Source organism: Bacillota bacterium (genome assembly GCA_029961055.1).
GTDB lineage: Bacteria > Bacillota > Sulfobacillia > JAIMAT01 > JAIMAT01 > JAIMAT01.
Genome location: JASBVM010000036.1, coordinates 12902 through 37118 on the forward strand (window position 1 = coordinate 12902; position 24217 = coordinate 37118).

The window sequence follows — 24217 nt, forward strand, 5'->3', positions numbered from 1 at the left end:
TCGGATCGTCCGATGGGCACCCCGGGTCGGAAGTGGGGCATGGCGATCGACCTGCAGCGTTGCGTCGGCTGCTGGACCTGTTCGATCGCCTGCAAAGTGGAGCACAACGTGCCGATGGGCCTGACCTGGAACCGGATCCTCACCGAGGGCGGCGCCGCCATCGACGAGCCCAAGGGCACCTACCCGGATCTGGAGATGCAGTATATCCCGGTGGCCTGCCAGCACTGCGAGGACGCACCCTGCGTCAAGGTGTGCCCCGTCTCCGCCACGTACAAGCGGGCCGACGGAATCGTCGCCATCGATTACGACCGCTGCATCGGCTGCCGCTACTGCATGGCCGCCTGCCCTTACGGCGTGCGGGTCTTCAACTGGGGCGAGCCGGTGCCCCTGGTCGCCGGTGTCAAGCTGGGCGATGCGGCGGTGCCCGATCGCCGGCGCGGCGTCGTGGAGAAGTGCGACTTCTGCATGGAGCGCGTCGACCGCGGCGAGCAGCCGTTCTGCGTCGAGGTCTGCCCGGAGAGGGCGCGGGTGTTCGGGGATCTCAACGATCCCAACAGTGAGGTGTCCGTCCTGATTCGCGAGAAGGGCGGCACCCAGCTCTTGGCCGAGGCCGGGACCCGGCCCCAGGTCTACTACCTGCCGCGCCAGCGGCAGCGCAGGGAGATGCAGATCGGATGAGCGTGGCGACGAAGTCCGGCGTGGCGCGCCGCCAAGCGGGCGGGTTCACGGCGTGGATGGCGGTGCTGGCCGCGGTGGCGCTTGCGGGCTTGCTGGGGTGGATCTACCAGCTGAGCCGCGGCCTGGTGGTCACCCACATGCGGGACGTGACCAGCTGGGGCCTCTACATCACCGCCTTCATGTTCTTCGTGGGGCTCTCGGCGGGCGGCCTGATCATCTCGGCGGCGGCCAACCTCTTCAACGCCAAGCACTTCAAGCCGGTGGCGCTGCCGGCGCTGGTGCTCTCGCTCGCCTCGATCCTGGTCGCGGCAGCCCTGATCATCGTGGACCTGGGCATGCCCCAGCGGATCCTCAACCTCGTGCTCCACCCGCAGTTCGTCTCGCCGCTGATGTGGGATGTCTTGGTGATCACCACCTACATCCTGGTCGAGGTGGCCTACCTGTGGGCCATGGCGACCCGGAGGGCCTCCGTCGTCCGCCTGCTGGCCATGGTGGCGCTTCCGGTGGCGGTCCTCGTCCACTCGGTCACCGCCTGGATCTTCGGCCTGCTCGTGGCGCGGCCCTACTGGAACTCGGCCATCATGGCCCCGCTCTTCGTCGCATCGGCGTTGGACTCGGGGCTGGCGCTCCTGATCGTCGTCCTGTGGCTGCTCCACCGCGCCGGTCTCTGGAGGGTGGAGCGCACCCAGTTCCATCAACTGGCGAATCTGCTGGCCGTCCTGGTTCCGGTGGACCTCTTCATGATGGCGGCGGAGATGCTGACCGGAACCTATGCGGGGTCGGGAACGGCCGAGGGTGCGTTCATGCTGCGCGCGATGACCGGGCCCTATGCCTGGGCGCTCTGGACGGAGATCGGCTTGGCCCTGGTCGCCTTCGTCGCCCTCTGCTGGGAGCGCGTCCGGACCCATCCCTCGGCGGTGGCAGGGCTCTCCGTCCTGGTGGTGCTGAGCGTCTTCTTCAAGCGCATCGCCCTGATGGCGGGTGCGATGACCGAGCCGTACCTCCACCTGCCGCCGGGCGTCAGCATGGGGGAGCCCCAGCCGGCGGGGACGGCGGTCTTCCAGACCAGCCAGATGTACGCTCCCTCGGCCCTCGAGTGGCTGATCTTCGCAGGTGTGGTGGCCACGGCGGCGCTCGCCTTCAGCTGGGTGGCGCGCTCCTGGCTGGCACCGCTCTGGGCTTCCATGGGCCGGCCGGAGAGCTACGCCGAAGAGCATGCCTAGCGGGTCCGCGGAGCGGCCCGCGCCTGACAGGGGGATGCGGTGGTGCTGGGACCGGCGCTGGAGAGCCTGGAGCGTCTGATCCGACGCTGGGAGGCGGCGCCGGTCCGCTTCCGGCCGGAGCGCTGCGTCCGGGGGCGCCACGCCGCGGGCGGGTGCAGGGCTTGTGTGGTGGCCTGCCCCTTCGGGGCCATTCGCCTGGGGCCGCCTGCCTCCCCCTCCGCGGTGGAGGTGGACGGCGCGCGCTGCAAGGGGTGCGGGCTCTGCATCCCGGCCTGTCCCACCGAGGCCCTCGACGGGACCGTGTGGGCGGCCCCCGGGGGAGCGACCTCCTTCCGCTGCGCCGGAGCGGGCGCCGCGCGCCGTGACGAGGCGACCGTGCCCTGCCTCGGCGCCCTCGACCTGCCCGTCCTGCTCGAGGGGACGGTCCGCGACATGAGAGCAGTCCGCGGTCGGTGCGAGGGATGCGCCCTGGCACCGGGCTGGGCCGCCTTCGAGCGGCGCCTGGCCCAGGCACGGGAGCTGGCGCTCCTCAACGGCCTCGATCTGCGCTGGGCGGTGGTGGAGGAGGCGGAGGTGCAGGGGAGCGAAGAGAGAAGCCCGGCGGGCAGCGGGGAGAGCGGGGCAGGCGCCTCCGCGGCAGCAGGGGCATCAGCGGCCGTGGTCCGCCGCCTGTCGAGGCGGGAGTTCTTCCGCGCGGCGAGGCAGGAAGCGGCCGCCGACCTGGTGGCCGCAGCCCTGCCGGAGCCTGCGCCCCGGCTCTGGGCCGGCGGACGGCTGCCCCACGCGACCGGGAGGCGCCGCCGAGAGCTCGCGCGCTGGTGGCCGCTCGAGGTGGGAGCTGCGCCTGGGCCGGCTGCCCCGGAGGGGGAGGTGGAGCTGCCCCTCTGGCGTCTGCGGCTGGAGCGGAGCGAGGGCTGGGGCGGATGCGCGGGCTGCGGCATCTGTGCCGAGGTCTGCCCCGAGGGCGCGCTCGGTTGGCAGGCGGCTGCCGGGCCGGCAGCGATCCCGGGCCGGGCGGCGGGCGAGGGCGCGGTGCGGAGCGCCCTGGCGTTCGAGGCGTGGCGCTGTTCCGGCTGTGGGCTCTGCCGGGATGTCTGCCCGGCGGGCGGACTCCACCTGGAACCCGGCCTCCTCCCGCTCTCGCCCGAGCCGTCGGTCCTGGTGGAGGGCTATCGTCAGCCGTGCGCCCGCTGCGGCACGCCCTTCTTCTCCAGCCGCCAGGAGAGTCTCTGCCCGGCCTGCCGCCTGGATGCGAGCCTGGTGATCGCTCCGATGCTCGGTCCGGGAGGCGGCGACGCCGGTGGCGAAGGGGGATGATGAGCATGGCGCGAAAGGGCTTGGCGGAGGCGAGCCGGCTGAAGAGCCGTGCGGGCAACCGGCATCTCGTCTACCACATGCTGTCCGCGGCCTGGAAACCGCCCAGCGACGGACTTTTCCATGACCTGGGCAGCGGTCTCTTCGCCCAGAGTCTCGAGCTCCTGCTGGGCGGGCTGTACGAGGCGGAAGGGCTGCAGCTGTCCGGGCTCGGGGAGGACTTCGCCGCGCTCCGGCCGGCCACCGCGGGTCCGGCCGTCTTGCGGGACGAACTCGGGGCCGAGTACATCCGCCTCTTTGTGGCCAACGTCCACGTGCCCTGCCCACCGTACGAGTCGGCGTGGCGGGAGCGCCCGGACCAGGAGTCGTTCGGGCAGCTGTGGGGCGGGAGCACGCTGGACGTGCTGGCCGCCTACCGGGAGGCGGGCCTGGAGCCGGCGGAGGGGATCGACGACGTGCCCGACCACCTGGGGATGGAACTCGAGTTCATGGCGCATCTGGCTCGCGAGGAGTCCGAGGGATGGCGCGCGGCCGACCCCGACACCGCTCGCTCGTTCCAGGAGCGCGAACGGCGCTTCCTGACCGGGCACCTGGCGGTCTGGGTTCCGGATTTCTGCAGGGCCGTCCGGCGCGAGGCGGACCTCCCCTTCTACCGCGGCTTGGCCCGGGTCACGGAGGCCTTCATCCTGTGGGAGAGGGACTCCAGCCTCCCGGCGCCTGCGCCGCCCGCATGAACTCGGACGCGCCCAGGCTGTGGCCCGGGCGCCGCCGGTCGCGGGGGAGGGACGGGGAGCTCCCGCGGAGGGCATGGACTTCCTCCCGGCCCGGGCTTCGGCGGCGGCCGGGGGATCGACCGGGGGCCGTATCGACCGGGGGCCGTGGAGAGCCGTGGAGGGGTGAGGGGCGATGTTCGTCAGGAAGATCATGATCGACGACGTGGTCAGCGTCCCGGACAACGCCACCCTGGACGAGGCCCGGGCGGTGATGGAGGCCCGGAGGCTCCGCGCGGTCCCCGTGGTCCATGAGGGGCGACCCGTGGGGGTGCTGGAGCTGCTGGAGCTCCACCGCCTGGGCGTGGGCCACCCCTCGCCCGAAGCGCCGGGCACCCGGCTGGTCTCGGCGCTGATGCAGCCGGCCCCTCCCACGGTGACGCCCGACACGCCCTTCGAGGAGGCGGCCGCGCGCATGGCGGGCCAGACGGTCAGCTTCCTGCCCGTGGTCGACGACCGGGGGCTGCTGGTCGGCGTGGTCACCCGTGACGCGCTCTTCCGCCAGATGCTCCACCTCCTGGGCTGGGACCGGCCGGACATCCCCCGCCTGGCGCTCCTGGTGCCCGAGCAGCCGGGACAGGTGGAGCGGATCGGCCGCACCGTCCGCGAGATGGGCGGCAACATCACCCACATGGCCACCGACCGTTCGGAGACCTTCGGCCTCTACACCCTGCTCCTGCGCATCCAGGTGGGCGACTTCGACCGCCTGGTGGAGGCGCTGGAGCGCCAGGGGTTCCGGACGCTGGACCGCTCGCATCCCGCCTCCGCGCGGCCGGTCTCGGCGGGGTCGGACGGCGACGGGGCCGGTGCGGATCAGTCGCCGGAACGCGGCGCGTAGACCAGGAGAAGCCGGTCCGGCTCGACCCGGGCGGTGCTGAGGCCCAGTCCCGGCGCCACCTCGGGCAGGAGGAGACGGACCGGATCGGGCCGCCAGGCGGCCAGCACCGCCGGGCCCACGGGCCGACCGTCCAGGTCGAGGGCCACGGGGTCGAGCTCCAGGCGGTCGGGCGCGCCGCCGCTTCCCGGCAGGGCACGCGCCTTCACGTGCAGGCGGAGGGGACCGATCTCCAGCAGCATCTCGGGGGCGGCGAAGCCCACCCGCACGTCGCCGCCGACGAGATCCGCCAGCGCGGCCGCGTCGAAGCCGAGATCCAGCTCCGGTGGCTGGAAGCGGATGCCGGTCGAGGAAGGCCGGGCGCCCGCCCAGGAGCGCCGGCCCAGGGCGTGCCAGAAGGCGAGGAGCTGCTGCTGGCCGGTCCGCCAGGCCTGTTCCCGCGCCTCCAGCTCCGACCAGGCCCCCGCCAGGCGCCGGCGCGCCTCCGCCAGAGCCCGGGCCCGCTCCCGGCGGAGCGTCTCCAGGCTCTGCCGCTCTGCCTCCAGGGCGCGCCGGGCGGCGACCACGCGACGCGCCTCCGCCTCCGCCCGATCCCGGGCGCGCCGCGCCTCCTCCGCCAGCTGCGCCGCCTTGCGCAGGAGCCCCAGCTCGTAGGCGCTCAGCCTCTGCAGGATCTCCAGCCGCCAGAAGAGGTCCCGCAGGCTGGCCGTCCCCAGGAAGACGTCCAGCATCCCCGGCGTCCCGCTCTCCCGCAGCCAGCGGAGCCAGGCGCCGGTCCGTGCGGCGGTGCTGCGCCGCTCCGCCTCGAGGACGGCGGCGCGGTTCCGGGCCTCGGCCAGGCGGCGCCGGGCGGCCTCCAGCTCCCGGCCCGCGGCCGCGGACGCCTCCTCGACCCGCGCCAGGCGGACGTCCAGCGCCGCCAGCTGGTCCAGGAGCGCCTGGACCTGGGCCTGCTCGCCTTGGACCTGGGCCTCCTCGCGGGGGAAGAGCGGCCCCGCGGCGAGGGCGGCCGCGGGGAGAGGCCGAGGGTCCGGGCGCGGAAGCGGCGGCAGGGCCGCCGCGATCCAGGCGGCCAGCAGAAACGCGAGCCCTGCCCTTCCCGCCGACCGCGCCATCGCCGCCCTCACCTCCCCGCCCAGGCGCCTCGTTTCGACGTTTCGACGGCGCCCGCGCAACCCTTCGCGCCGCGGAAGAGGAGCCCTGCCGGCCGCCTCGCGGCCGGCCCGGGCCGCGGGGCGGCCGCTGGGCGCCCCGCCCCGCTGGTAGAATGGGGGCCGGAACGGGGGGAGAGACGGCGTGGAGAAGGCCCGAGAGGGGCGGGGGGAGAGCGTCCGCGCGGGGATCGCCGGCGCGGGGGTGTCGAAGGACGGCGCGCCGGGCGGGGGCTGGGCGGCCCATCCGGACGTGGAGCGGGTGCTCCTTCCTGCGGAGCGGATCCAGGCGCGGGTCCGGGAGCTGGGGCTCGAGATCGCCCGCGACTTCGCCGGGCGACGGCCGCTGCTGGTGGGCATCCTGCGCGGAGCGGTCATCTTCATGGCCGACCTGGTGCGGGCCATCCCGATGGAGGTGCGGATGGACTTCATGGCCGTCTCCAGCTACGGCACGTCCAGCCGCTCCTCGGGCGTGGTCCGGATCCTGCACGACCTGGGCGAGAACATCGAGGGCGACGACGTGGTCATCGTGGAGGACGTCATCGACTCGGGGCTGACGCTGGCCTACCTGAGGGAGACGCTGGCCACGCGCCGGCCGCGGGTGCTGAGGACGTGCACGCTCCTGCAGAAGGATTCGCCGGCGGCGCGCCGGGTGGGGGCGGACTACGTCGGCTTCGTCACGCCCAACGAGTTCCTGGTCGGCTACGGGCTCGACTACGCGGGCCGCTACCGGAACCTGCCGTACGTCGGCGTCCTCCGGCGCGAGGTCTACGCCGGCGGCGCCGAGCCGGACGGGGGCGAGGGGAGTTGAGGCCCCGGTGACGGTGCCGGCGGAGGAGACGGTCCTGGTCGTCGACTTCGGCGCCCAGTACGCGCAGCTGATCGCCCGCCGCATCCGCGAGCTGGGCGTCTACTCGGAGATCGTGCCGGCGGCGGAGGCGCTCCGGCGGGTCCGGGAAGCCCGGCCGGGCGCCCTTGTCCTGAGCGGCGGGCCGGCCAGCGTCTACGAGCCCGGCGCGCCGCGCCTGGAGCCCGAGCTCTTCGCAAGCGGGTTGCCGGTCCTGGGGATCTGCTACGGCATGCAGCTGATGGCGCTGGCCCTGGGCGGCGAGGTGGCGGGCGGGGGCGGCGAGTACGGGCCGGCCGAGCTGCGGCTGGCCCCGCCGCCCGGGGCGGGCGGCCTCTTCCAGGGGGTGCCCGCGGAGGCGCAGGTCTGGATGAGCCACGGGGACCAGGTGAGGGCGGTTCCGGAGGGCTTCCTGCCGCTGGCCGCGACGGAGCGGACGCCGGTGGCGGCCATGGGCGACCCGCGGCGGCGGCTCTACGGCCTCCAGTTCCACCCGGAGGTGAGCCACACCCGGTACGGGCGCGAGATCCTGGCCAACTTCCTCTTCCGCGTGGCGGGGCTGCGCCCGAGCTGGTCCATGGGCGACTTCATCGAGGAGGCGGTGGCCGAGATCCGCGCGGCCGTGGGCGACGGGCGGGCCATCGCGGCGCTCTCCGGCGGCGTCGACTCCGCGGTGGCCGCGACGCTGGCGCACCGCGCGCTGGGCGACCGGCTGGTGGCGGTCTTCGTCGATCACGGGCTCCTCCGCCAGGGCGAGCCGGAGGCGGTCCGCGCCACCTTCGAGCCGCTCCTGGGCCGGCGTTTCGTCGCCGTCGACGCCGGGGAGCGCTTCCTCGGCCGGCTGCGCGGCGTCACCGACCCCGAGGAGAAGAGGAAGCGGGTGGGCGAGGAGTTCATCCGCACCTTCGAGGAGCTGGCGCGGCGGCTGGAGGCGGAGGGACCCATCGGCTGGCTGGTCCAGGGGACGCTCTACCCGGACGTGGTCGAGAGCGGCGGGCCGGGGGCGGCGACCATCAAGAGCCACCACAACGTGGGCGGCCTGCCCGAGCGGATGGATCTCCGCCTCGTGGAGCCGCTCCGCCGCCTCTTCAAGGACGAGGTGCGGGAGATCGGGCGCAGGCTGGGGCTGCCGGAGGAGATCGTCGGCCGCGAGCCGTTCCCGGGGCCGGGGCTGGCCATCCGCATCCTGGGCGAGGTGACGGAGGCGAAGCTGGCCACGCTCCGCCAGGCCGACGCCATCGTCCGCGAGGAGATCCGCCAGGCCGGCCTGGCCGGCCGCCTCTGGCAGGCCTTCGCGGTGCTGACGCCGCTCGCCAGCGTGGGCGTGATGGGCGACCACCGCACCTACGAGCAGACGCTGGTGGTGCGCGCCGTGACCAGCGAGGACGGCATGACGGCCGACTGGGCGCGGCTGCCCTATGATGTGCTGGAGAGGATCTCCACCCGGGTGGTCAACGAGGTGGCCGGCGTCAACCGCGTCGTCTACGACATCACCTCGAAGCCCCCGGCGACCATCGAGTGGGAGTGAGCGAGCGGCCCGGGACCGGAGGGACGGCGCGGGAGCGGGACGGAGGCGCGGGGAGCGGATCGGGGTGCGCTGGATCAGGAGCGTGCATGAGCGGGTCTCGATGCTCTGGAAGGTGATGATCGCCAACGGGGTGATCATCATCATCGGCGCGGTCGGCGGCGTCGCGCTGACCCTCTGGGGGATCCGCGCCGGCGGGGTGCTGGAGACGATGCTCCCCTTCGTCGTCCTGGGGCTGTCGGCCACGCTGGCGATCAACTTCCTCCTGGTGGAGCTGGCCTTCCGGCCCATCTACCAGCTGCGCGACGTGATGGAGGCGGTGGAGCGCGGCCAGCTCGACGCCCGCGCGCCGGAGATCCGGGACGACCCCGACGTCCGCCGGGTGGCGGAGACGCTCAACGCCATGCTGGACCGGCTGCAGGAGCAGCGGCGGACCGCGGCCTCGCAGATCCTGAAGGCGCTGGAGCAGGAGAGGAAGCGGATCGCCCGGGAGCTCCACGACGAGACCAGCCAGGCGCTGGCCACGCTCCTGCTCAACCTGGAGCTGACCAGCAGGGCGCTTCCGCACTGCAGCGACGACCAGGGCGGGAGCCAGGTGATCCAGGCGCGGAAACGCCTGCAGGAGAGCCGCGAGCTGGTGGAGCAGACGCTGGACGAGGTGCGGAAACTGACCATGGACCTCCGCCCGACCGTGCTGGACGACCTGGGGCTGGTGCCGGCCCTCCGCTGGTACGCCCACACCAAGCTGGATCCGGCCGGCGTCCAGGTGGAGCTGGACGTGACCGGCTTCGATCACCGGCTGCCGGACGAGATGGAGACCGTCATCTTTCGCGTCGCCCAGGAGGCGATCACCAACGTCCTCCTGCACGCCCGCGCCCAGCGCGTCTCCGTGGAGCTACACGAGGAGCCCGATCTTCTCTATCTTCGGATACAGGACGACGGGCGCGGCTTCTCGCCGGAACAGATCCTCGCCCAGCCCGAACGGAGCATCGGTCTGGCCGGCATGCGGGAACGGGCCGCCCTGGTGGAGGGACGGCTCGAGATCCACTCCCGCCCGGGTCAGGGGACCACGGTCGAGCTCGCCATCCCCCGGAAGGAAGGGGCCCTTCAGGATGCAACGCATACGCGTGCTGCTGGTTGACGACCACACCATCCTCCGCGAAGGGATCCGCTCGCTGCTCGAGGAGCAGGAGGACATCGAGGTGGTGGGCGAGGCGGGCGACGGCGTCCAGGCGGTGGAGCTGGCGGACCGGCTCCTGCCCGACGTGGTGCTGATGGACATCGGGCTGCCGCGCATGAACGGCGTCGACGCCACCCAGGCCATCCTCCGCCGTCACCCGGAGGTGCGGGTGCTGGTCCTCACCATGCACGACAACGAGGAGTACGTCCGCACCATCATGCAGGCGGGCGCCTCGGGCTACGTGCTCAAGCGCTCGGCGGCACGGGAGCTGGTCTCCGCCATCCGCGCCGTCCACGAGGGCCATACGGTCCTCAACCCCGAGCTGAGCCGGGCGGTCTTCGCCGGCAGCCACGCCGAGGGCGGCGGCCAGCCGCTCCTGCCGCGGCTCCAGGCGCCGGACGTGCTGACCGAGCGGGAGCAGGAGGTGCTCCGCCTGATCGCCCGCGGTCACACCAACCAGGAGATCGCGGACAAGCTGATGATCAGCATCAAGACCGTCCAGGCCCACCGCGGCAACATCATGGAGAAGCTGGACCTGCACGACGCGGTGGAGCTGACCAAGTACGCGCTCCGGGTGGGCCTCATCTCGCTGGACGAGTCGGAGGAACCGGACTGATCCCGCGGTCGCTCCCCGGTCCCGCCGGGGCGGAGCCGTCCTCCGCGGGTGCGCCCGCGGTACCGCCCGCCGCCCGCCCCCGCAGCGCGGCGAGAGGGCCCGGCTGCTCCTCCCGGGGGACGAAGAAGCCCAGGAGCGCCACCGCCAGGGTCAGCGCCGTCAGCCAGAGCGGCGAGGGCGCCGACGGCGCCGCCTGGGCCGCGGAGGCGAAGGGGTCGGCGGGAAGCCGGGGCAGCCACCCCAGGTGCTCCATCAGGATCACCGCCGCCAGGGCCAGCGCCTCGCGCCGGAAGCGGCGCACCAGCAGGGTACACCAGCCGAGACGCACCATCCTGTCTCCATCCCCTTTCCGCGCCCTTGTCGCGCCTCCGCACGGGTCAGTATCCGTAGTGTAATCCATCGGAAGACCGGGTGGGCGCCCGACGGGCGGGAGGGGCCGGGGGCGGCAGGGGCGGGAGGGTTCCGCGGCCCGCAGGGGGGAGGGGCGGGCGATCGCGCTCCCTCTTCCTCCCGCGCCCGGTCTCCTTCACGACACGAACCAGCGAGGAGGAGTGCGACCATGGACCCGCGGTACATCCGGCCCGAGATGGGCGTCCTCTGGAGCGACAAGGCCCGCCTGGAGCGCTGGCAGCGGGTGGAGGCGGCGGCCGCCCGGGCGTCGGCCGAGGCGGGGGTGATCCCGGCCGAGGCCGCCCGGGCCATCGCCGCCGCGCCCCCCGTCGACCCGGAGGCGGTGCAGCGCGAGGAAGCGGTGGTCCAGCACGACCTGATCGCCTTCACCACCGTGCTCGCCCGCTCCCTGGGGGAGGCGGGCCGGTGGCTCCACTACGGCCTCACCTCCAACGACGTCAAGGACACGGCGCTCGGCCTGGCGCTCCGGGACGCGGTGGACCTGCTTCTGGAGGACCTGGAGCGTCTCCGCCTGGCGGTGGCGGCGGAGGCGCGGCGCCACCGGGAGACGCTGATGGCCGGGCGGACCCACGGCATGCTGGCCGAGCCCATCACCTTCGGCGTCAAGCTGGCCGGATGGCACGCCGAGCTCCTCCGCCACCGCGAGCGGCTCCGCCGGGCGCGCGAGGAGGTGGCGGTGGGGAAGCTGTCGGGGGCGGTGGGCGTCTTCGGCTTCCTGCCGCCGGAGGTGGAGGAGCGGGCGATGGCGCTGCTGGGGCTGCGCGCCGAGCCCGTCGCCACCCAGGTGGTCGCCCGCGACCGGCTGGCTGCGCTGGCCGGGGCGCTGATCACCCTGGCCGGAGGGGTCGAGCGCTTCGCGCTGGAGATCCGCCACCTGCAGCGGAGCGAGCTGGGCGAGCTCTTCGAACCCTTCCGCGGCGGCCAGAAGGGGTCGTCGGCGATGCCGCACAAGCGCAACCCCGAGAAGGCGGAGCGGCTGACGGGGCTGGCGCGCCTGGTCCGGAACGAGGCGGCGGCGCTCTTCGAGGACCAGGCGCTCTGGCACGAGCGGGACATCAGCCACTCCTCGGTGGAGCGGGTGGTGCTGCCCGACCTCTTCGAGGCGCTGGACTACGCGCTCACCCTCCTCCGCCAGCTGGTGGAAGGGTGGGAGGTCCAGCCCGGCCGGATGCGCCGGAACCTGGAGGCGGGCGGCGGCCTGATCGCCTCGGAGCGGGTGCTGCTGGCACTGGTGGAGGCCGGCTGGAGCCGCGAGCGCGCCTACGAGCACGTCCAGCGAGCCGCCTTCCGCGCCTGGGAGCGGGGCGACGGCTTCCGGGCGGAGCTGGAGGCGGACGCGGAGGTGCGCGCCGCGCTGGACCCGAGCCGCCTCGACCGGCTCTTCGATCCCCGGGCGGGGCTCGGCCACGTGGACCAGCTCTTCCGCCGGGCGGGCATCGAGGCCGAGTAGCCCCCGCGCGGGCGCGGCGGCCCTGCTCCCGCCTCCCTGGCCCTCCCCGCGACCGCCTGCCGGGGCCCGCCGCCCGGGCGACCGCATAGAGCGGCGCCCCGGGCTGGCATGCTAGCGGGCGGGGGTTCTCGTCTGGTGCGGAGGGTGGGCATCGCCCGGCAAGGCGTGCGGGGGCCCGGCGCCGGGGGCCGCAGGGCCGGCGAACGGGCGCGGGTGGTCGCTCTTCTCGCCATGGGCCTCCTGGCGGCCGCCTGCAGCGCGGGCGGGAGCGGCGGTATGGGCGGTGGCGGGACTTCCGGCTCCTCGGGCGCCGTCAGCCGCGCCGAGATCCGCACCATCGTCCGGGAGGAGATGGGCTCGCCCCAGGCCTCGCAGTGGATCCGCCAGGAAGTCCGCTCGCAGGCGGTGGCGCCCGTCGTCCGCGAGGAGCTCGGCTCGCCCTCCATGCAGAAGAGGCTGGAGAGCGAGGTGATCCGCGCCCTCCGGAGCCCGGCCGGGCAGGCGGCGCTGGAGCAGGCGTTGACCGGCATCCTGCAGTCGCCGCGGGTGCAGAGCCAGCTCCAGCAGCAGGTGAAGAGCTCGCTGATGCAGATGCTGAGCAGCGGCGGCGCCTCGGGCGGTGGCGGCGGCGCCTCGGGCGGCGGGGGAGGAGCCGGCGGGGGAGGAGGAGGCGGAGGCTGACCGGGGTCGCGGCGAGCCTCCTCGCTTCCTCGCTGCCTCGCAGGGGAGGGCGCGACGCCCGACGAAACCGGTCTCTCCGGGGACGAACTCCCCGGAGGCGGTGAGTGGACTGAACGAGGCGACGACGGCCCGGGGGCGTGCCGAACCGGGGAAGGAGCTGCTGGCCGATCTCAACCCGCAGCAGCAGGAAGCGGTCACCCACCACGGGGGACCGCTTCTCATCCTGGCGGGGGCGGGGAGCGGCAAGACGCGCGTCCTCACCCGCCGCGTGGCCTGGCTGGTCCGTGCCGAAGGCGTGCCGGCCTGGCGGATCCTGGCCATCACCTTCACCAACAAGGCGGCGCGGGAGATGCAGGAGCGCCTGGAGGCGCTCCTGGGCGAAGAGGCGCGGGAGCTCTGGGTGGGCACCTTCCATGCGGTCTGCGCGCGGATCCTCCGCCGGGAGGCGGACCGGGCCGGGCTCTCGCCTTCCTTCACCATCCTGGACGAGGACGACCAGCGGACGGTGGTCCGCCAGATCCTCCGCCGCCTGGACCTGTCGGAGCGGCGCTGGACGCCGGCGGGTGTCCGCTCGGCCATCAGCCGGGCGAAGAACGAGCTGATCGGGCCGGAGGAGATGGCCCGGCAGGCGGAGAGCTTCTACGAGCAGCAGGTGGCGGAGGTCTACCGCCAGTACCAGCAGGCGCTGGAGCAGGACGGCGCGCTCGACTTCGACGACCTCCTGGTCCGGACGGTCCGCCTCCTGGAGGGCGACGAGGAGGTGCGGCGGCGGTACGCCGAGCGCTTCCTGGAGATCCTGGTGGACGAGTACCAGGACACCAACCGCGCGCAGTACCGGATCGTCCGCGCGCTCACCCGCGACCGCGGCCACCTGCTGGTGGTGGGCGACTCCGACCAGTCGATCTACGGCTGGCGCGGCGCCGACATCCGCAACATCCTCCAGTTCGAGGAAGACTTCCCCCAGGCCAGGGTGATCAAGCTCGAGCAGAACTACCGCTCGACCCAGCCCATCCTGGACGCGGCCACGCGGGTGATCGCCCACAACCGGCAGCGGATGCCGAAGGAGCTCTGGACGCGGACGCCGGGCGGCGCGCCGGTGACGCTCCATCACGCGCTGGATGAGGGGGACGAGGCCGACTTCGTCGTCCGCGAGGCGCGCCGGCTCCACCGCGAGGGGCTGGCCTCCGAGGGCGGGCCGGCCGAGCCGGTCCCGTGGGGCGAGATGGCCGTCCTTTACAGGACCCACGCCCAGTCGCGCCCGGTGGAGGAAGCGCTCCTCGCCGCCGGCATCCCCTACGCGGTGGTGGGCGGCCTCCGCTTCTACGAGCGGAAGGAGATCCGCGACCTCCTGGCCTACCTGAGGTTGATCGCCAACCCCGAGGACCGGGCGGCCTTCCAGCGCATCGTCAACGTGCCGCGCCGCGGCATCGGCGCGCAGACGGTGGAGCGGATCCTGGGCCTCTCGGAGGGCATCGGCCTGGAGCAGGCGCTCCACGACCCCGCCCGCCTGGAGGAGCTGGGCCCGGCGGCACGCCGGCGCGTGGCCGCCTTCGCCGGCCTGATGGACGAGCTCCGGCAGCGCGCCCGCGAGCTCAGCCTCTTCGAGACCTGCCAGGAGGTGCTGGAGCGGACGGGCTACCGCCAGGCGCTGGAGGAGGACGACTCCATCGAGGCGGCCACCCGGCGCGAGAACCTGGACGAGTTCCTGACCGTGGCGCGGGAGTACGACCTGGCGGCGCGGGGCCTGGCCGCGCGCGCGCCGGGCGCCGTCCCCGGCGAGGGAGCGGCGCCGGAGGCGGAGGGGCTGGCGCGGCTCGGCGCCTTCCTCAACGAGATCGCGCTCCTCAGCGAGGTGGACGTGGCCGAGAGCGGCGGCGAGCAGATGACGCTGATGACGCTCCACAGCGCCAAGGGGCTGGAGTTCCGGGTGGTCTGGCTGATCGGGATGGAGGAGGGGCTCTTCCCGCACAGCCGTTCGGTGGAGGAGCCCGACCGCCTGGAGGAGGAGCGGCGCCTCTGCTACGTGGGCATGACGCGCGCGCGCGAGAAGCTCTACCTGGTCCACGCCTGGCACCGCACCATCTTCGGCTCCAGCTCCGACGGGACGCCGAGCCGCTTCCTCGGCGAGGCCATGGGCCCCGGGCTGGTGGAGAGCGGCTGGAGCGAGCGCGGCGCCGAACGGGAGCCCGTGGGCGGGCGCGGCGACGGCCGGTACGGGCTCGGCAGGCGGGACGGCCTCGGTCCGGCCGCCTCGCCCGCCCCGGCCGCGGCACCCGCGCCCGCGGGCTGTCCGCCCAAGGCCCGGACCGGTCATGGCGCGGGCGGCCGCGGCAGCCCGGCGACCACGGTTCCCAGCACACCCCCCTGCCGCGGGATGGGGTCGCGAAGCGGATCGAAAGCCAAGATGGTCATGTCGGCCGCGCGGCCCGGCTCGATGCGGCCGAAGCGGTCCTCCAGGCCCGCCGCCCAGGCACCGCCTTCGGTGTAGAGGGCGAAGGCCTGGGCCGGGCTCAGCCGCTCCGCCGGGAACCAGGGGTCCTCTCGCGCCGGGGAGGCCGGGCCGGAACGGGGGCGCCGGATGGCGGCGTCGATCCCGCTCAGCGGGCGGAGGCTTTCCACGGGAGCGTCCGAGCCTCCCGCCAGGCGGGCGCCGGCGGCGAGGAGGCTGCGCCAGGCGTAGGACGTCCGCGCCCGCTTCGCGCCCAGGCGCGCCTCGGCCCAGGCCGAGTCGGTGAGGACGAAACCGGGCTGGACGTCGAGGACGAGGCCGGGCGCCGCCATCCGTGCCATCTGGTCGGGGCGGAGCACCTGGGCGTGGACGATCCGGAAGCGCGGGCGCGGCCTCCCCCGGGCCGTGGCCAGGCGGGGGGCCACCGCCTCCCAGGCGGCGAGGGCCGCGTCGACCGCGGCGTCGCCGATGGCGTGGACCACGGGCGGGAGCCCGAGCCGGGCCGCCTCGGCGGCGCGCTCGGCCAGGAGCTCCGGCGGGAGCGCCGCCAGGCCGCGCCAGGCCGGGTCGCCGGACTCCGCCGCGGCGATGCCGCTCCCCATCTGGCCGGCCCCTGCGACGAAGATGCGCTCGATCGCCTGCGCCACGGTGCTCCCCTCCTCGGCTCGGCTCGACCCGCGTCCCGCACGGACCGCTGCGGCCGCGGGCGGCCCCCGCGCTCCTCAGGGCTCGACCCGGACCAGCGTCGCCTCCCCCTGGCCCCCGCCCGAGCAGATGGCGGCGACGCCATAGCCGCCGCCCCGGCGCCGGAGCTCGTAGACCAGATGGAGGAGGATGCGGGCGCCGCTGGCGCCGACGGGATGGCCGAGGGCGACCGCGCCGCCGTCGACGTTGACCCGCTCCGGGTCGAGGCCGCCCAGCTTCATGCTGACCAGGGTGACGGCGGCGAAGGCCTCGTTGATCTCCCAGAGCGCCACTTCCTCCGGGCGGACCCCCGCCTTCTCCAGCGCCTTCTTCGCGGCCAGCCAGGGGACGGTGTGCAGGTAGCGCGGCTCGGCGGAGACCTGTCCCTGGCTGACCACCGTGGCCAGCGGCCGGACTCCCAGCTCCTCCGCCCGCTCGCGGCTGGCCAGGAGCAGGGCGGCCGCCCCGTCGTTCAGTCCCGGCGCGTTCCCCGCCGTCACCGTCCCGTCCGGCTGGAAGGCGGGCTTCAGCCGCGCCAGCGCCTCGAGGCTGGTGTCCCGCCGCGGCCCCTCGTCGGTGGTCACCCGGAGGGGGTCCCCCTTCCTCTGGGGGACGGTGACGGGGACGACCTCCTCGCCCATGCGACCGTCGTCGATGGCGGCCAGCGCGCGCACGTGCGAACGGTAGGCCCAGGCGTCCTGCTCCTCGCGGCCGACGCCGAACTCGGCGGCCACCTCGCTGCCGTAGACGCCCATGTGCACGCCGCCGAAGGGGCAGGTGAGACCGTCGTGAACCGCCACGTCCACCAGCTGCCCGTCGCCCATGCGCAGTCCCCAGCGCGCCCCCTGCACCAGGAAGGGCGCCCCGGACATGCTCTCCATGCCCCCCGCCACCACCAGCGAGGCCTCGCCCAGGCGGATCAGCGCGTCGGCCAGGTTGGCCGCGCGGAGCCCCGAGGCGCAGACCTTGTTGACGGTGTCGGAGGGGACCTCCCAGGGGATGCCCGCCCTCCAGGCCGCCTGGCGCGAGGGGATCTGCCCCGCGCCGGCCTGCAGCACCATGCCCATGAAGACGTAGTCGACCTGCTCGCCGCGGGCGCCGCCCCGTTCCAGCGCCCCGCGGATGGCGACCGCCCCCAGCTCCACGGCCGGCACGTCGCGCAGCGCCCCGCCGAAGCGACCGAAGGGCGTCCGCGCGCCGCTCAGGATCACCGTCTCGGCCACCGCTCCCACCTCCCGCTCTCCGTCGGCGCCGGGCCCGCCCCGGCCACCCGGCCTCCCGGCGTGCGGCCCGGGCGGCCGGTCACGTCGCCGGGGCGTACTTCCTCACCAGGAAGTCGAGCACCTCGGCGTCGACCCTCCCCGGACCCGGATCCCGCTCCTCGAAGTTCTCGATGCCGTAGAGCTCCCGGAGCGCCCGCTCGGCCGCCTCGCTCCAGGCCTCCCCGCCCCCGGCCGCGGGGCCGGCCCCCGGCCGGGCGCCCATCCCCGCCGCCTCCAGCACCGCCAGCAGCCGGCGCGCCGTCTCGCCCTCGATGGGAAGGACCTCGCGGCTCCGGCCGAAGTAGAGCCGGTGCAGGTCGAGGAGGCGCGCCAGCTCCTCGATCGGCCGGGGATGATCGTCGACCCGGAGGTCCAGGGCGCGGTCGTCGAAGCCGCCGTAGCCGCCCCGCTCGCGGACCACCAGCAGCGCCGCCGACTGCTGCCCGCGCCGGTCGCCGCCCGCCGCCTGGCCGGCGCGGAGCGCCGCCAGGAGCCGGTCGGCCAGCTCGCCCCCGGCGCCGGCAAAGGCCTCCGCCATGGCCTCCACCACCCGCGGGCCGGCGAGGATGTTCCCCTGGCAGCTGAAGCCCGGCCCGGTCCGGTGGCCCGCCCAGTCGGGGCAGGCGGCGCCGGTCCAGGCGTACGCCTCGCCCCGGGCGTCGACCACCGCCAGCTGGCGCTGGCTCCGCCCCTCGTCGGAGGCGGTCAGCTCCTCCACCACCTCCCGCGCCGAGCGCCCCTGGCGGAGGAGCTCGAGGCCGCGCGGGCCGTAGCTGGTGTTGCACCAGGCCTGGGTGGCGATGGCGCCGACGCCGGCGCGGGCCCAGGGGACCAGCGCGCCGACGGCGAGGAACCTGCTCTGGACCGCCACGCCCCAGCTGCCCGAGGCCGGGTCGTGGGCGACGATGGAGAAGGTCATGCGCTCGCCTCCCGTCGTTCACAGCCGTAGACCCGCAGCCGGATCCAGCGGGCCTGGTCGTGCGGAGCGTACGGCTGCCAAGCCGGCAGCAGCTCCTCGAGCCAGCCGGTCCGCTCCTCCTCCGGCAGGCTCACCGACCACCGCTCCACGCCCTGCGCGCGGAAGCCGCGCAGAAGGGCGCGGAGGAGACGGCGCCGGCCTGCCTCCCCGCCGGCCAGCCAGCGCAGGAAGGGCTCCCGCGCGGGGCGCACCCCGCCCGCGGGAGGCGCCGCCTCTTCGCCCTCGCCGAGGAGCGCCACCGCCCGCCCGGCGCCCTCGCCGGCCAGGAAGAGCTGTCGCCTCGACGCCGCCTCGGCGAGCACGCCCGCGTCGAGGGAGCGGAGCTCCCAGGGCGAGCCCGCCACGGCCACGAGGGCTGGGCGGCCGCCCGCCGGCCGCGCCCCGGCGAGCCGGTCCGCGGCGAGCTCCCGCGCATCGCCCGGCGGGACCGGCCGGGCTTCCTCGGGCCCCGGGCCCAGCGCGGCCAGGAGCGCGTCGACGGGCATCCGGTCGGCGATCCGCCAGCGGGCCAGGAGCGGCACGCCCAGCCGCTCCATGATGCGGTGGACGGCGGCGTTCGCCTCTTCGGTGATCAGCCGGACCACCCGGGCACCGGCGGCCCTGGCCTGCTCCAGCTGCCAGCGGGTGAAGGCGGTCCCCAGGCCGCGCCCCTCGTGGGCGACGCCGATGCGCATGGCGTGGAGCCAGGCCTCCCCGGGCGCGGTCCACGTGAGATGGGCGAAGCCGGCCACCCGGCCCTCCACCTCCGCCACCCAGAGGCGGACCGGCCGCTCGGCCAGCCACTCGTCCAGGAAGTACGGAACGTAGTCCCCCTCGAAGCGGGTCGGCAGGGCCAGGATGGCGGCACGATCCTCCGGGCGCGCCGCGCGGAAGCGGGGCGTCGAAGCGTCGCGGGTCATGGAAGGAGTTTTCGGCCCGCCGGCGGGCGCTCCCTGCGTGACATAGGCTCCGGGATATACCCTCGAGCGAGGTCCCGCAGCGCTCCCGCAGTCCAGCAGCGCCCGCCGCCCGCGCGGTTCGCCCGGCGCCGCCGCAGCGGCTTCCCGCCGCGGCGGCCACGCCCGTTCCGGTTCCCGCTCCCACTCCGGCTCTCGCCGCCGTCCTACCGCTCCCGCTCGACCGTGTAGTTGGGCGGCTCCTTGGTGATCTGGACGTCGTGCGGGTGGGACTCGCGCAGCCCGGCGTTGGTGATGCGGATGAAGCGGGTCCGCGTCCGCAGCGTCTCGATGTCCGGCGCGCCCACGTAGCCCATGCCCGAGCGGAGCCCGCCCACCAGCTGGTAGACCATGTCCGAGAGCGAGCCCCGGTAGGGGACGCGCCCCTCCACCCCCTCGGGGACCAGCTTGCCGTTGCCCTCCTGGAAGTAGCGGTCGCTGGAGCCCTGGCGCATGGCGCCGAGCGAGCCCATGCCCCGGTAGACCTTGTAGGCGCGGCCCTGGTAGATCTCGGTCTCGCCGGGGCTCTCCTCGGTGCCGGCGAAGAGGCTGCCGATCATCACCGTGTGGGCGCCGGCGGCGATGGCCTTGACGATGTCGCCCGAGTACTTGATCCCGCCGTCGGCGATCACCGGCACATCGTAGCGGGAGGCCTCGGCGGCGCACTCCAGGATGGCGGTCAGCTGCGGGACGCCCACGCCGGCGACGACGCGGGTGGTGCAGATGGAGCCCGGGCCGATCCCCACCTTGACCGCGTCGGCGCCCGCCTCGATCAGCGCCCGCGCGCCCTCGGCGGTGGCCACGTTGCCGGCGATCACCTGGACGTCGGGGAAGTGCTGCTTCAGCTGGCGCGTGAAGCGGATCACGCCCTCGGAGTGGCCGTGGGCGGAGTCGACGACCAGCGCGTCGGCGCCGGCCCGGACCAGCGCCTCGGCCCGCTCCACGTCGCCGGCCCCCGTGCCCACCGCCGCCGCCACCAGCAGGCGGCCCTTGGCGTCCTTGGCGGCGGAGGGGTAGCGGCGCGCCTTCTCGATGTCCTTGATGGTGATCAGCCCGCGCAGGTGGAAGTCGGCGTCGACCAGGGGCAGCTTCTCGATGCGGTGGGCGGCCAGGATCTCCTTGGCTTCCTCCAGCGTGGTGCCGACGGGGGCGGTGACCAGTCCCTCGGAGGTCATCACCTCGCGGATCGGGCGCCGGTAGTTGGTCTCGAAGCGGATGTCGCGGTTGGTCAGGATGCCGACCAGGCGGCCGCTGCCCTCCTCGACCACGGGGACGCCGGAGATGTGGTAGCGCTCCATCAGCGTCACCGCGTCCTCCACCAGGTGGTCGGGCGAGAGGAAGAACGGGTCGGTGATGACGCCGAACTCGCTCCGCTTCACCTTGTCCACCTCGGCCGCCTGGCGCTCCGCGGGCATGTTCTTGTGGATGACGCCGATCCCGCCCTCGCGGGCGATGGCGATGGCGAGACGGCTCTCGGTGACCGTGTCCATGGCGGCGCTGATCAGGGGGATGTTGAGGTGGAGCTCGCGGGTGAGGCGGGTGCGGGTGTCGGCCTGGCGGGGAAGGACGTGCGACTCCTGCGGGACGAGCAGCACGTCGTCGAACGTGAGCGCCGTCCCCAGCAGACGGTCTGTCACCTCGAGCAAGAGAAGGCTCCCTCCGTGGGCCGGGGGCGGCGCCTACGAATTCCGCCGCCCCCGAATTTGTTGGCCCAGCATATCACGCGGCGCGGAGGCGGGCCAACACCTCAGGAAGCGTGGAGACGGGCCAGCTCCCGGACCAGGGCGTGGCCCACCTGGTCGATGTCGCCGGCGCCCATGGTGATCACCAGGTCGCCGGCCCGGGCGCTCTCGCGGAGCACCTCCACCATCGCCTGGCGGTCGTGGACCACCCGCGGTCGCCGCCCCGTCCGCTCGGCGATCCGGTCCGCCAGCACCTCGGAGCTGATGCCGGGGATCGCCTTCTCGCCCGGCGGCGAGTAGATGTCGGCCAGCACCACCTCGTCGGCGTCCTGGAAGGCGGTGGAGAACTCCTCCAGGAGGAGCTGCGTCCGCACGTAGCGCTGCGGCTGGAAGGCGGCCACCACCCGGCCCCGCGCCCGCTGGCGCGCGGCGCGGAGGGTGGCGCGGATCTCGGTGGGGTGGTGGGCGTAGTCGTCCACCACGGTCACCCCGTCGCTGACCCCCAGCACCTCGAAGCGGCGGTGGGCCCCGGCGTACTCGCCCAGCACCCGGGCGGCGAGGTGCGGGTCGACGCCCGCCGCCTCCGCCGCCGCCATGGCCGCCAGCGCGTTGGCCACGTTGTGCCGGCCGGGGACGCGGAGCTCCACCTCGGCCACGGGCCGCCCGCCGCGGAGCGCGGTGAAGCGCGTCCCCTCGGCGTCGAGCTCCAGGTCGCGGGCGCTCCACTCCGCCGCGGGCGCCTCCAGGCCGTAGGTGATCAGGCGGCAGGCGAGCCCCCGCCCCCGCCCGTCCTCCGCCCGCGCCCGCACCTCGGCCATCAGCGAGGGGTCGTCGGCGTTGACCACCGCCGCCCCGTCCGCCGGCACGTTGCGCAGGAAGCGCCCGAAGGCCTCCACCAGCCGGCGGAAGTCGTTCCCGTAGTGGTCCAGGTGCTCCGGCTCGACGTTGGTGACCACCGCGATCTGAGGATGATACCGGAGAAACGAGGCGTCGCTCTCGCACGCCTCGGCGACGCAGTACGGCCCCGACCCTTCCTTGCCGCAGGTGCCCAGGTAGCTGGGCTCGCCGCCGACGAGCAGCGTCGGGTCGAGCCCCGCCCGCTCCAGGATGAGGCCGATCATGGAGGTGGTCGTGGTCTTGCCGTGGCTTCCTGTGACGGCGATCCCCCGTCGCTCGTGAAGCAGCCAGGCCAGAAGCTCGCTCCGGTGGAGGACGGGGATCTGCCGCTGCCGCGCCGCCAGCAGCTCCGGGTTCTCCGGCGGCACGTCGGTGGTGTAGACCAGCGCCGAGACGCCCTCCAGGTGGGCGGGGTCGTGCCGCGCCTCGAAGGGCATCCCCTTGGCGACCAGGCGTTCGGTCTTCGCGTTCGGCTTCACGTCGCATCCCGAGATCTCGAAGCCCCGGGCGAGGAGCACCTCGGCCAGCGCGCTCATCCCGTAGCCGCCCACGCCCAGGAAGTGGAACCGTTTCAACGTCACCATCTCCCCCGTCCGGGGATCCCTCCCGCCCGACCGGCGCCGGCACGCCCAGCCTATGGCCCGTACCGGCGCCGTGTCACCAGGTTTCACGCGCTTTCGCCAGGAAGCCTGACGCGTCGCCGCGCCGTCGGCTCCCGCTTGGAATTCCATGCCACCCCGGACATGGACTAGTCTGGCGCCCCTCCGGAACGCCCATACCCCTTCGCGACCCCTCGCGGCCCCTTCGCGGCCCCTTCGCGGACTAGGACCGCGCCCCCGGCCTCCCCGTTCCGCCCGCCGGCCCCAGCGGCCTGGCCGGCACGCCCCCCCACCGCTCCCCCGGCGGGACGTCGCGGTTGACCAGCGAACCGGCCCCCACCACCGCCCCGTCCCCGATGCGGACGCCGGGGAGGATGGTGCAGTTGGCGCCGATCATGACGTTCCGGCCGATCTCGACGTCGCCCAGCCGGATCTCGTCCACGAGGAACTCGTGGCAGAGGATGGTGGTGTTGTACCCGATCAGGGAATTCGCACCGATGCGGATCCGTTGGGGGAAGAAGAGGTCGAGGGTGACGCCGAAGGCGATGGCCACATCCTTCTCGATGCGGCAGCCGAGCGCGCGCCGGTAGAGCGCGTTCTTCAGCCCCATCCACGGGATCCAGCGGCCCAGGGTGATGATCGCGGTGTTCCAGACGGCGCGGCCGAAGCCGGCCAGCCTGGGCCACTCCCACATGGCGTTCCGCCCGGTCCGGACGGGGTGTCGCTCCAGCCGTCGCATGGCGCTCATCGCCGTCATTATGCGATATGCGACGCGGCGGCGGGGCGGCGGGCTGCCCCGGGGGTCTAGTTCGCCCGGACGGGTGGCCGCCCGGCCGGGGGCGGCGTCTCCGCCTCCGTCTCCGTCTCCGCCGCCGCCGGCGCCGCGATCGCCCACTCCGGCTCGGCGTCCAGGTCGAGCGGGTCGCGCCGCCCGGCGGCGAAGGCGAAGGTGCCGGCGGCGGCGATCATGGCGCCGTTGTCGGTGCAGAGCTTCATGGGGGGGATGCGGACCGAGAGGCCGCGGGCCGCGGCGCGCTCGCCGAGGCGCGCGCGCAGGGCGGAGTTGGCGGCGACCCCGCCGGCCAGCCAGACGTGGCGGACGCCGAACCGCCCGGCCGCCTCCAGCAGGCGGTCGACGAGGACGTCCACCACCGCTTCCTGGAAGGAAGCGGCCACGTCGGCGGGATCGGGCTCCCTCCCGCTCGCCCGCGCGCGCTCCAGCTCCACCGCCACCGCGGTCTTCAGCCCGCTGAAGGAGAAGTCGAAGCCGTCCGGGTCGGGTCGCGAGCGCGGGAAGGGGATGGCGGCCGGGTTCCCGCGCCCGGCCAGGCGGTCGATCTCCGGACCGCCGGGGTAGGGCAGGCCGAGGAGCCGCGCCACCTTGTCGAAGGCCTCGCCGGCGGCGTCGTCGCGGGTCCGCCCGAGGACGGTCAGGCGGTCGTGCCCCTCGACCAGGACCAGGTCCGAGTGGCCGCCCGAGACCACCAGGCAGACGGCGGGCAGCTCGGGCTCGGGGTCGAAGAGCCAGTTGGCGTAGATGTGGCCGGTGAGGTGGTTGACGCCCACCAGCGGCAGGTCGTGCGCCCAGGCCAGCGCCTTCGCCCCGCTCAGGCCGACCAGGAGCGCGCCGACCAGGCCCGGCCCGCGGGTGACGGCGACGGCGTCCAGGTCGGACCAGGCGGCGCCGGCCTCTTCCATGGCCCGCTCCACCACCGGCATCAGATGCTCCAGGTGCTGGCGCGAGGCGACCTCCGGGACGACGCCGCCGTAGGGGCGGTGGATCTCGATCTGCGAGGCGACCACGTTCGAGAGGATGCGGCGGCCGCCCGCCACCACCCCGGCCGCGGTCTCGTCGCAGCTGGTCTCGATGCCGAGGACCAGGATCTGGTCGGGCCGATGCTGTCGAGCTTGAGCCGGGCCGGATACCATGGCCGGCGGTCCCCTCCCTCAACTGCTACCATGACGGCAGCTTTGCCATCATGCCATCCCCTCAGGTCAGGGCCCCCTGCTGCCACCCCACGGGCGGCGACCCTGCCGCCGATCTCGATC

General features: G+C 74.5%; 21 protein-coding genes and 1 pseudogene. 12 read left to right on the plus strand and 10 right to left on the minus strand.

Features of this window, described 5'->3' with window-relative positions; genetic code table 11:
* The first annotated feature begins 12 nt into the window (after nucleotides 1-12).
* From QJR14_08445 to QJR14_08465, 5 genes are all read left to right on the plus strand, one after another.
* On the plus strand, nucleotides 13-678 hold the full coding sequence (locus tag QJR14_08445; GenBank protein MDI3317627.1) for a 4Fe-4S dicluster domain-containing protein: 666 nt from the start codon (nucleotides 13-15) through the stop codon (nucleotides 676-678).
* Nucleotides 675-1901 carry a polysulfide reductase NrfD gene (gene nrfD, locus QJR14_08450; GenBank protein ID MDI3317628.1) on the plus strand — a complete coding sequence of 409 codons (1227 nt, stop codon included), beginning with the start codon at nucleotides 675-677 and terminating at the stop codon, nucleotides 1899-1901. Before QJR14_08445 ends, nrfD begins: the two co-directional genes overlap by 4 nt.
* Nucleotides 1902-1943: 42 nt before the next feature.
* On the plus strand, nucleotides 1944-3218 hold the full coding sequence (locus QJR14_08455) for a 4Fe-4S dicluster domain-containing protein (protein MDI3317629.1): 1275 nt from the start codon (nucleotides 1944-1946) through the stop codon (nucleotides 3216-3218).
* Entirely contained in the window at nucleotides 3218-3949 is a 732-nt protein-coding gene (locus QJR14_08460; protein MDI3317630.1) for a molecular chaperone TorD family protein, read from the plus strand. The genes QJR14_08455 and QJR14_08460 overlap by 1 nt, the downstream gene beginning before the upstream one ends.
* A gap of 172 nt (nucleotides 3950-4121) precedes the next feature.
* Nucleotides 4122-4823, plus strand: a complete 702-nt coding sequence (locus tag QJR14_08465) for a CBS domain-containing protein (GenBank protein MDI3317631.1) — start codon at nucleotides 4122-4124, stop codon at nucleotides 4821-4823.
* Here the strand turns inward: QJR14_08465 and QJR14_08470 are convergent.
* A complete protein-coding gene (locus QJR14_08470; GenBank protein ID MDI3317632.1) occupies nucleotides 4799-5935 on the minus strand; it encodes a hypothetical protein in 1137 nt (378 codons plus the stop codon). The genes QJR14_08465 and QJR14_08470 overlap by 25 nt on opposite strands.
* A 241-nt stretch (nucleotides 5936-6176) precedes the next feature.
* Here QJR14_08470 and hpt point away from each other — a divergent pair, with 241 nt between their 5' ends.
* The 4 genes from hpt (at nucleotide 6177) to QJR14_08490 (ending at nucleotide 10139) form a co-directional block, all read left to right on the plus strand.
* A complete protein-coding gene (hpt, locus tag QJR14_08475) occupies nucleotides 6177-6782 on the plus strand; it encodes a hypoxanthine phosphoribosyltransferase (GenBank protein ID MDI3317633.1) in 606 nt (201 codons plus the stop codon).
* Between the two features lie 7 nt (nucleotides 6783-6789).
* A complete protein-coding gene (gene guaA, locus QJR14_08480; protein ID MDI3317634.1) occupies nucleotides 6790-8346 on the plus strand; it encodes a glutamine-hydrolyzing GMP synthase in 1557 nt (518 codons plus the stop codon).
* 64 nt (nucleotides 8347-8410) lie between these two features.
* Nucleotides 8411-9484, plus strand: a complete 1074-nt coding sequence (locus tag QJR14_08485; protein MDI3317635.1) for a HAMP domain-containing sensor histidine kinase — start codon at nucleotides 8411-8413, stop codon at nucleotides 9482-9484.
* Nucleotides 9456-10139: a response regulator transcription factor gene (locus QJR14_08490; protein MDI3317636.1), complete on the plus strand. Its 684-nt coding sequence runs from the start codon at nucleotides 9456-9458 to the stop codon at nucleotides 10137-10139. The genes QJR14_08485 and QJR14_08490 overlap by 29 nt, the downstream gene beginning before the upstream one ends.
* Here the strand turns inward: QJR14_08490 and QJR14_08495 are convergent.
* Entirely contained in the window at nucleotides 10105-10467 is a 363-nt protein-coding gene (locus QJR14_08495) for a hypothetical protein (GenBank protein ID MDI3317637.1), read from the minus strand. The genes QJR14_08490 and QJR14_08495 overlap by 35 nt on opposite strands.
* A gap of 231 nt (nucleotides 10468-10698) precedes the next feature.
* Here QJR14_08495 and purB point away from each other — a divergent pair, with 231 nt between their 5' ends.
* The 3 genes and pseudogenes from purB to QJR14_08510 all read left to right on the plus strand — a co-directional run bounded on the left by purB (nucleotide 10699) and on the right by QJR14_08510 (nucleotide 14731).
* On the plus strand, nucleotides 10699-12000 hold the full coding sequence (gene purB, locus QJR14_08500) for an adenylosuccinate lyase (protein ID MDI3317638.1): 1302 nt from the start codon (nucleotides 10699-10701) through the stop codon (nucleotides 11998-12000).
* Nucleotides 12001-12135: 135 nt separating this feature from the next.
* Complete coding sequence (locus tag QJR14_08505) at nucleotides 12136-12681, plus strand: hypothetical protein (GenBank protein ID MDI3317639.1); 546 nt, start codon at nucleotides 12136-12138, stop codon at nucleotides 12679-12681.
* A 100-nt stretch (nucleotides 12682-12781) separates the two neighbouring features.
* A pseudogene (locus QJR14_08510) lies at nucleotides 12782-14731 on the plus strand (UvrD-helicase domain-containing protein).
* A 260-nt stretch (nucleotides 14732-14991) separates the two neighbouring features.
* On the opposite strand, the gene QJR14_08515 reads toward QJR14_08510, so the two are convergent.
* The 8 genes from QJR14_08515 to tsaD form a co-directional block, all read right to left on the minus strand.
* Nucleotides 14992-15777 carry an amidohydrolase family protein gene (locus QJR14_08515; GenBank protein ID MDI3317640.1) on the minus strand — a complete coding sequence of 262 codons (786 nt, stop codon included), beginning with the start codon at nucleotides 15775-15777 and terminating at the stop codon, nucleotides 14992-14994.
* A 75-nt stretch (nucleotides 15778-15852) separates the two neighbouring features.
* Nucleotides 15853-17037, minus strand: a complete 1185-nt coding sequence (locus tag QJR14_08520; protein MDI3317641.1) for an acetyl-CoA C-acetyltransferase — start codon at nucleotides 17035-17037, stop codon at nucleotides 15853-15855.
* 79 nt (nucleotides 17038-17116) lie between these two features.
* On the minus strand, nucleotides 17117-17995 hold the full coding sequence (locus QJR14_08525) for a DUF1028 domain-containing protein (GenBank protein MDI3317642.1): 879 nt from the start codon (nucleotides 17993-17995) through the stop codon (nucleotides 17117-17119).
* Complete coding sequence (locus QJR14_08530; protein ID MDI3317643.1) at nucleotides 17992-18954, minus strand: GNAT family N-acetyltransferase; 963 nt, start codon at nucleotides 18952-18954, stop codon at nucleotides 17992-17994. Before QJR14_08530 ends, QJR14_08525 begins: the two co-directional genes overlap by 4 nt.
* 203 nt (nucleotides 18955-19157) lie before the next feature.
* Nucleotides 19158-20627, minus strand: a complete 1470-nt coding sequence (gene guaB / locus QJR14_08535; protein MDI3317644.1) for an IMP dehydrogenase — start codon at nucleotides 20625-20627, stop codon at nucleotides 19158-19160.
* A 110-nt stretch (nucleotides 20628-20737) separates the two neighbouring features.
* Nucleotides 20738-22153 (minus strand): UDP-N-acetylmuramate--L-alanine ligase, encoded by a 1416-nt coding sequence (gene murC, locus QJR14_08540; protein MDI3317645.1) that lies wholly within the window; start codon nucleotides 22151-22153, stop codon nucleotides 20738-20740.
* A gap of 238 nt (nucleotides 22154-22391) precedes the next feature.
* Entirely contained in the window at nucleotides 22392-22907 is a 516-nt protein-coding gene (locus tag QJR14_08545) for an acyltransferase (protein ID MDI3317646.1), read from the minus strand.
* A gap of 65 nt (nucleotides 22908-22972) precedes the next feature.
* Complete coding sequence (tsaD, locus tag QJR14_08550) at nucleotides 22973-24097, minus strand: tRNA (adenosine(37)-N6)-threonylcarbamoyltransferase complex transferase subunit TsaD (GenBank protein ID MDI3317647.1); 1125 nt, start codon at nucleotides 24095-24097, stop codon at nucleotides 22973-22975.
* Between the last annotated feature and the right edge of the window lie 120 nt (nucleotides 24098-24217).